Annotated in this window: 5 protein-coding genes and 1 pseudogene; 1 reads left to right on the forward strand and 5 read right to left on the reverse strand. The window is 75.2% G+C overall.

The window, feature by feature from the left end; all coding sequences use genetic code 11:
• Positions 1-291: 291 nt before the first annotated feature.
• Entirely contained in the window at positions 292-1,035 is a 744-nt protein-coding gene (locus ACFWIA_RS34655; RefSeq protein WP_387011252.1) for a nucleotidyl transferase AbiEii/AbiGii toxin family protein, read from the forward strand.
• A 15-nt stretch (positions 1,036-1,050) separates the two neighbouring features.
• Here the strand turns inward: ACFWIA_RS34655 and ACFWIA_RS34660 are convergent, their stop codons facing one another.
• From ACFWIA_RS34660 to ACFWIA_RS34680, 5 genes and pseudogenes are all read right to left on the reverse strand, one after another.
• Positions 1,051-1,569, reverse strand: coding sequence for a hypothetical protein (locus ACFWIA_RS34660; RefSeq protein ID WP_387011253.1), 519 nt, complete (start codon positions 1,567-1,569; stop codon positions 1,051-1,053).
• 162 nt (positions 1,570-1,731) lie between these two features.
• Positions 1,732-1,956: a hypothetical protein gene (locus ACFWIA_RS34665; protein WP_387011254.1), complete on the reverse strand. Its 225-nt coding sequence runs from the start codon at positions 1,954-1,956 to the stop codon at positions 1,732-1,734.
• A 161-nt stretch (positions 1,957-2,117) separates the two neighbouring features.
• Positions 2,118-2,297: a hypothetical protein gene (locus ACFWIA_RS34670; protein WP_385493983.1), complete on the reverse strand. Its 180-nt coding sequence runs from the start codon at positions 2,295-2,297 to the stop codon at positions 2,118-2,120.
• A 413-nt stretch (positions 2,298-2,710) separates the two neighbouring features.
• Entirely contained in the window at positions 2,711-5,539 is a 2,829-nt protein-coding gene (locus ACFWIA_RS34675) for a BTAD domain-containing putative transcriptional regulator (protein ID WP_387011255.1), read from the reverse strand.
• A gap of 1,042 nt (positions 5,540-6,581) precedes the next feature.
• Positions 6,582-8,261 (reverse strand): annotated as a pseudogene (locus ACFWIA_RS34680) (hypothetical protein); the annotation flags it as partial.

An 8,261-nucleotide genomic window follows, 5' to 3' on the forward strand; every position in this document is an offset into this window, starting at 1 on the left:
TGCCGCACCGCGCGGTCCGGCTCAGCCACGACGTGCCGGCGAACACTGCCCTGCTGACCAAGGTCGCGGCCTCGATCTCACACCCGGTCCGTTCGATTGGGTGCGGTGATCCCCTCAGCACCCACGTCAGGCACACCCCCACATGACCCTCAACGCCAACCCGCGCAAGGGCAACAGCCACACCTGGGAGGACGTCCAGCACGAGCTGTGCGACGTGATGCTGTCCAGCATGGTGGCGCCGTACCCCGCGTTGACCTGCGGGGGTGGCCCGGCGCGGGGACAATCGGGGCCATGGCACCCACTCCCGGTCCGGCCCCCGGCACCCCGTACGACCGGCTGCTGCCCGACCTCCTCGCCGCGGGCCGCCCCCACCGGCTCGCCCTGACCGGAGGCTGGGCCGCCCGCGCGCACGGCCTGGTGGCCCGGGCGAGCCGTGACGTGGACCTCGCGACGGCCAGCCCCGTGCCCCTCCCGGAGATCGCCGCCGACGTCCGCGGGGAACTGGAACGCCGGGGCTGGACCGTCCGGGCGGGGGAGCGCGGGCCGCTGTCCGCCCGGTTCACCGTGGAGGCGCCCGTCGACGGTGCCACCACGCGGCCGGTCACCGTGGACCTCCCGGGAACGGCCCGCCCCGCCCCGGTCGGCGTCGTCCTCTACAAGGAGGCGTTGTGGCATCCGCCGGTCGCCACCCCGATCGGGCTCGCCCTCGCCCTGGAGGACCTGACCGGGACGAAGGTCCGCGCGCTCGCCGATCGGGGCCTGGCCCGCGACCTGGTGCACGTGCACGCCGTCGCCGACCGCTGGAGCCGCCCGGACCTGGAGGAACTGGGCCGCCGGCACGCCCCCGACACCTTCGACCCGCGTGACCTCCAGGCCCGGCTCTCGGGTGCGGAGTGGATGGACGAACGGGAGTTCCGCGCGTACGGGATCGGCCGCGTCGAGACCGCGGCGCTGCGCGCGTGGGCGCAGGAGTGGGGCGACGAGATCGCGGAACGCCTGGTGGAGGGCGGGCCGCCGCCGGACGACGAGGCGTGAACCGGCAGCGCGCGCTCAGCCGGGGCTCGGCGGGTCCGGGGGCCGGTCCCAGGTACGGGTCTCGGCGGCGTCCGAGGGCGGCGGGGGCGGCTGCGCGGCGGGCGCGGTGGAACGGGTGGGCCGACCGGCCATGACGAGTGCGCCCAGCAGGATCAACAGGCCGCCGCCCAGGGCGCCGACCACCCCCCAGCCCAGGCCCGAGCCGTCGCCGCGCACCGCCAACTCGCCCAGCGCCTGCCCGACCCGGACCATCCACAGGACGGTGAGGCCGAGGACCACCAGGCCCGCCAGCGCCACCGCCGGCCGGGACCTGAACACCACTCCCGCCAGGACCACCAGGGCCGCCCCGAGGAACGGCAGGAACAGCGAGAGGAACAGCTCCGCGCGGGCGTCCGTCACGCCCGGACCCGTGAACAGCTCCCCGACCTCGTAGTACCGCCCGAGGCGGCCGTCGTACCAGGCACGGAAGGGGCTCCAGACGGCGGCCGCCGCACCGATGAGCGCGAGGAGCGACCCGAGCACGTTGCGTGCCATCGTGTCGCCTCCTTCGCGGCCTACGCCACCGACGCTACGCCCGGTGTCCGGGCTCCGCCAGACGGGTGCCCCGAGCGGCGCGGGCCGTTCACCGTACGCGTCGGCACGGTGGCGCAGGCGTCATCCGGTCGGGCGCGCGCCGGTCGCGCAGGCGTCATCCGGTCAGGGGCGCGTGTCGGTGGCGTGGGTGTCGGTGGCGTGGGTGTCGAAGGGACGCACACCGGTGGCGTGGGTGTCCGCGGGCCGCAGCCCGCCACCCGTCGCATGGGTGTCCTGCGGCTTGCTGCCCGTGGCGTGGGTGTCCGCGGCCAACGCGGCTCCGGCGGCGCCGAGCGCGGCTCCCGCGGCCAGGACGGCGACGAGAAGGAGCTTCTTTGCGCGGGTCATGTAACTGATCTCCCATGCGGTCAGTGGCCGGGCGTCGGTCGCACCGGCCGGATGCGGTGGAACCGCTCGTGCCGGAAACGGCGGCGGCGAGCCGCGGCGGCTTCCCCCTGGGTGCCGCCGCGGCTCGCCGTTCCCCCGTTCCCCCTGGTGCTACGGGCGCCTTACGGCTTGCCGCCCGTGGCGTGGTTGTCCGCGGGCCTCGCGGTGCCCCCGGTGGCGTGGTTGTCGAGCGGCTTGACCTTGCCGCCGGTGGCGTGGTTGTCCTTGGCGGCCAGGATCTGGTCGTCCGTCGAGACGGCGTCCTGGGGCTGGGCCTTGCCGGTCTTGTCGGTGCTGCTCATGGTGCTGAACTCCTGTTCCTGGGAGCCGTTGAGACGGCCCGTCCGGCAGCTCCCCCGTGGGCTGCCGGACGGGCGTGCGGCCGACACCGTCATCGGCGTGGCCTGATCGGCTCGCCTGCCCCCCGCTGGGACGAGCCGATGCGATAGATGGTGGCCGAGCGAGATAAACGAACGATGAACGGGCCGGTGACCGGCGGTTTCTCGCCGAACGACGGGATTCCGCGGGCGGGCCGGGTGCATCCCGCGCAGCCCCCTCGGGAAGGGAGACGATCATGGACGTGTCCTGGTTGCCGTCCGGGCAGACCAATTCCGGCCTGATCCCCGCCGGAGCCGAGCGGTCGTCAGGGCGCCCGCGGCCCGGCCCGGCGCGCGGCCGGGCGACCGACCGTCCCCGGGCGCACCCGGGGACGGTGTCACGCCACGGCTGCGGGGCTCAACAGGGACCGCACCTCGTCGGCCTCGCGCGAACCCAACTCCTCGTAGATGGCCAGGGCCTCCGCCCAGCAGGCGCGGGCCCGGTCGGACTGCCCGAGCCGGGCCAGGGACCGGCCCAGCAGCGTCAGCACGTTGCCCCGGCGCCAGGGACCGCCGATCTCCCGCAGCGCCACCAACGCCTGTTCGGCGAGGGCTGCGGACCGGGCGGGTCGACCGGCCGTGAGGTGGGCCTCCGCCAGCCGGAACAGGCTCATGCCCTCCCACAGCCGCTGCCGCGACTCCCGGAATACGGCCAGCGCCTCGGTCAGCTGGTCCAGGGCCTCGGCGAGCCGTCCCGCCTGGGTGAGGGCCATGCCCAGCGCGTAGCGGCCGTTCGCCAGCCGCAGGGTCAGACCGATCCGGTCGTAGATCGCCACGCCCTCCTCGGCGAGCCGCACGGCCGTCTCGGTGCGGCCCGCGGCGAGTTGGATGCGCGACAGGTTGCACAGGGCACTGGCCTCCCCGGGCCGGTTGCCGTCCGCGCGGAACGCCGCGATCGAGTCGCCCAGGTACCGCTCGCCCTCCGCGTGCCGCCCCTCGTACAGGGCGATGATCCCCAGGTCGTTCGGCGCGTTGCAGCGCACCCAGGGGTCGTCCGCGGCGTCGGCGAGCGCCAGGGCGCGGCGCGCCTCCTGCTCGGCCGCGGTGAACCGGCCGGCGGTGCTGTGCACCAGGGACAGCGTCAGCCGGGCCCGGGCCTCCACCCGGGGGTCGCCGTCGCGGGCCGCCGCGTCCCGCAGCGCGGTCGCCGCGGCCTCGTAGCGACGGGCGCACACCCCCGTCTCGGCGAGCGCCTTCGCCGCCATCAGCAGGTCGACGGCGCTGCGCCGGGAGCCGCACCGCTCGCCCTGTCGGACGGCGGCCAGCAGGCATTCGGCCTCGGTGTACAGCCAGTCGAGCGCGGCGCCCCGGTCGGTGAACGACAGGCCGGGGCGGGCGGTGCGTTCGAGGTGGTCGACGGTGCGGTCCCCGGGCCGTTCCAGGGCGTACACGCCGGCCGCCGTGGCGAGGTAGAAGTCGAGGAGCCGGGCGAGGGCGGCGGTGCGTTCGGCGGGCGGCTGTTCGTCGCGTTCGGCGCAGGAGCGCGCGTACAGCCGCAGCAGGTCGTGGAAGCGGTAGCGGCCGGGCGCCGCCGACTCCAACAGCGACGTGTCGACCAGCGCTTCGAGGAGGTCCTCGGTGTCGTCCTCGCACAGGTCGAGCGCCGCCGCCGCGGCGGCGAGGGAGACGTCGGGGCCGTCGGCGATGCCGAGCAGCCGGAACGCGCGGGCCTGCGCGGGCTCCAACTGCCCGTAGCCCAGTTCGAAGGTCGCCTTCACCGCGAGGTCCCCGGCCTGGAGTTCGTCGAGCCGGCGGCGCTCGTCGGCGAGCTTGGCGGCGAGGGTGGACACCGTCCAGGTGCGCCGGGCGGCCAGCCGGGACGCGGCGATCCGGATGGCCAGCGGCAGGAACCCGCATGCGGCGACCACGTCGAGCGCGGCTTCCCGTTCGGAGCCGACGCGCTCCTCGCCGACGATCCGGGTGAACAGCTGCATGGCCTCCTCGGGGGACATCACGTCGAGGTCCACCAGGTGGGCGCCCGCGAGGTCCACCATCCGCACCCGGGACGTGACGAGCGTCGCGCACCCTTCGGTGCCGGGCAGCAGGGGCCGCACCTGGGCCGCGTCCCGGGCGTTGTCGAGCAGCACGAGGACGCGCCGCCCGTCGAGCAGCGTCCGGTACAGCGCGGCGCGCTCCTCCAGGGTCTCGGGGATCGACGGGTCCGGGGTGCCCAGGGCGCGCAGGAACGCGCCGAGGACCGCCTCGGGTTCGGCGGACCGGGGGCCGGCGCCCTGGAGGTCGACGTACAGCTGGCCGTCCGGGAACCGGGTCCGTGAGGCGTGGGCGACGTGCACCGCGAGGGTCGTCTTGCCGACCCCGCCGATGCCCGCGACCGCGGAGACCGCCATCACCCGTCCCTCGGCGGTGGCCAGCACCTCGCTCAGCTCCGAGACGAAGGCCGCGCGGCCGGTGAAATCGGGTACGGTGGCGGGGAGTTGAGCAGGTCTGACGGGTGCGGCGACCGGTTCGGGCGTGGCCGTCACGGGTTCGGCGAGCGCCGGGTCGGCGCGCAGGATGCCCTGTTGCAGTTCGCTGAGGCCGGGCCGCGGATCGACGCCCAGTTCGTCGGCGAGCAGGCGTCGGGTGTCCGCGTACACGGCCAGCGCCTCCGCCTGGCGGCCACTGCGGTACAGCGCCAGCATCAGCAGTTCCCGCAGCCGTTCGCGCAGCGGGTGCGCGGCGGTCAGCGCGGTCAGCTCCGAGACGGCCTCGGCGTGGCAGCCCTGTTCGAGGTCCAGGTCGAGCCGGGTCTCCAGGAGTTGGAGCCGCAGTTCCTCCAGCCGGGTCCGCTGGGTGTCCGCGTAGGGTCCGGGCACGCTCGCCAGCGGCTCGCCGTCCCACTGGGTGAGGGCCTGGTTCAGCAGGGTCCGCGCCCGCTGGAGGTCACCCTCGGCGCGTGCCTTCTCGGCGCCGGCGGCGAGGTCCTCGGCGTGCGTCAGGTCCAGCGCTTCGGACGGCATCCGGATGGCGTAGCCGCCGGCCTCGGTGACGAGGACGCCGGGGCCGAGGGCCTTGCGCAGTCGGGAGGCGTAGGTGCGGACGGCGGCCAGGGCCTGGGAGGGGGGATCGTCGCCCCACAGCGCGTCGATCAGCTGGGCCGCCGTCGCCATCCGGCCGTCGCGCAGCAACAGCGCGGCGAGCAGGGCGCGTTGCTGGGGCGAGCCCATCGGGAGCGGGGTGGGGCCGCGCCAGGCCCGTACGGAGCCGAGGACGCCGAACCGCAGGCCCGGGGAGCCGTCGGCCGCGGTGGGGGTGAGGGCCGCCGTCGGGGTGGTGTCCCCCGGGGTGCCGGTGCTCACCGTGTCCGCCGCGGTGGTCGCCTCGGAGGTGTCGTCGGACGACCCGTCGGCTCCGGACCGTCGGGAGGTTTCGGACGGCCGGGCGGCGCCGGGTCCGGTGGTTCCGGTGGTTCCGGGGCCGGTCGGGCGGGGCGGGGGCACCCGGGTCGGGCCCGCGGTCGGCGGGGGGCTCGCTTCGGCGCCGGGCGTGCTGCTGCTGGTCGCCTGGTGCGTGCTGGGTGCGGCGGCCGGGGTGGGGTGCGGGCCCGACACCACCCGTCCGGGCCCCGCCCCGTGACCCGTACCGGTGGGGGGTCCGTCCACACCCGTACGGGGCCCGTCCGACGCTCCGTCCGCGCTGTTCGGGGGGCCCGTCACGGCGTCCGGGGCGCGGTCCGCACCGCCGGGGCCGGGCACCCGGCCCCCGCCGATCCGGGGGACCGCGGGCCGGCCGGAAGCGGGTGCCACCGGACGGCGCTGATCCGGGACTCGCGGTGCTCCGTCCATGCGTCCACCTGTCCTGCCTGAGGCGATGTCTGGGTTCCGTCAGTGTGCCTTGTCCGCACGGGAAGCGGCAGCATTGATATGCACCCGTCACAGTGCTCGGGCCCGGGCGGGACCCCCCGGTGCGGGGATCTGCACGGGCTGTCGTACCCAGGGGAGACACCCGTACGCGCACCGGAGGTTCCCGGTGGGCGCGCCCGGTTCCGAACGGCTCGGACCGTGCGGCGCGTCGGTCGCGTCGCTCGGGTCGGCGCTGCCGGCCGTTGTGCGGGGCGCGCGGGCGTGTGGGCGGCGCGCACGCGTGCCTGACGCTCCGTCATGACCGAAAAGTGGTGGACATCGGGGGACTCCTCCCCTGTCTGAGGTCGGGCAAACGGCCGCCGCGCGGGACCGCAGGGACGGTCCCGCGCGGCGGGTGCAGGTCGGTTCAGGAGGCGTCGGTGACCGTTCCGGTCAGCACGGACCCCCCGGTCGGGATGCCCTCCTCGTCGTAGGTGGTCAGCTGGAGCCGGATCGACTCCGTGCCTTCCGCGACGGTGTCGCGGACCGTCGGAACGGACACGTCCGCACTCAGCTGACCGGCGGGCACCGACAGCCACAGGTTGCTGCCGTCCAGCTGGGACAGGGGCCGTTGCGGGTCGGGCTCGGCACCGAAGTGCGTGGCCAGCCAGTCGGCCGGGACGTCCTTGGTGGACAGCTCGGTGCCGCCGGTCACCGGCAGGACGCGGAGCTCCGGCCCGTACACCTCCGTGTCGGCGGGCGCGGACAGGGTCATCCGCCAGGCGAGGGGGCTCCCCTCGGTCACCCGGTCCGTGACGGGCCGCACGGTGAACGTGGGCTTCGGGTCGTCGTTCTCGACGGTCACTCCGCCCCGGTCGCTGCCGACGACGGCGCCCCGCACGGCCTTGGCGAAGACCTCGTGCGCCATGTCGTTGCCGTAACGGGTGTTGCCGTGCACGGTGACGGGGATGTCCAGGTGCTGCGTGCCCGGCTTGACGGTCACCGTGCGGGGGGCGAGCGGCGCCGGGCCGGCCGGGTCGGAGTACAGCCGGATCTGGCCACTGCCCTGTCCCGAGACGTGCACCGGAACGCGGACGGTGCGGGAGCCGGAGTTCCCCTCCTTGACGACGAGGCGGCCGAAGTCGACGCGCGGCATGTTCTTCGCCGGGTCGGGCGCCGGGGTGCCGGGGCGCCAGCCCCAGGCGTCCATCAGCCACAACTTCCCCTTGGTGCTGCGCGGGACCAGCTCCAGCGACTTGACCTTGGTGAGGTCCAGCCCTGCGCGCACTGCGGACTTCAGCGGGACGCGGACCTCACGGGCCCAGGCGGAGGAGGTCATGGAGTTGCCCGGCAGCCCGTCCACCGTGGCCTGACCGAGGCGGGCCCGCCGGCCGTTGGTGTCGGTGATGCGGACGTCCAGCTTGGTGCCCGCGGTGTTGGGCGGCACGATCACGCGCAGCGCGAGGGCGTCGGAGCCCTTCACCGAGAACGGGCGGGACGGCGTCACCCGCACGGGAGTGCCGGCGCGGGACCACGTGGCCGTCACCGCGTACCGGCCCGTCTCCCGGGGCAGGTGCCAGTACGCGAAGTGCGGTGAGGTCCCCTTCCCGTCCCAGGGCAGGCAGCTCTTCGTCTCGTCGTGGTCGACCTGGTTGCAGACCTTGCCGCCGGTGACCTTGGTGGAGGTGGTGGGCAGGACCGCGGGCTTGCGGTGGGCGCCGACCGCGTGGGTGAGGACGCGGGCCGGGCCCGCCGAGGGCGCGCTGCGGTGCGAACCGTCCAGTAGGGGGCGGACCTTGTCGTCACCGGCGACGAACAGCCGGGCCGCGGCGGCGATGTACGTCGACCCGGCCTTCTGCTGCTGGGTCGCCTTCAGCCGGGCGGCCGTACCGGCGTCGCAGTAGGCGTTGCCCTCGCCGCCCCAGTCGTCCCAGGCGGGGGCGACGGCTTGGCCGGGGGTCCACTCGGTGTTGAAGAAGTTGTGGTTGGCCCCGATGACGTAGGCGACGCCCTGGAGTGCCTTGCCGCGGCTGGTGCCGCGGGTGCCGTCGGCGTAGATCTGGCCCTGGAGGTCGGAGACGTCTCCGTCGCAGCCGGGGAGCAGGGT

The organism is Streptomyces sp. NPDC127068, assembly GCF_042724695.1.
Taxonomy (GTDB): Bacteria; Actinomycetota; Actinomycetes; order Streptomycetales; family Streptomycetaceae; genus Streptomyces.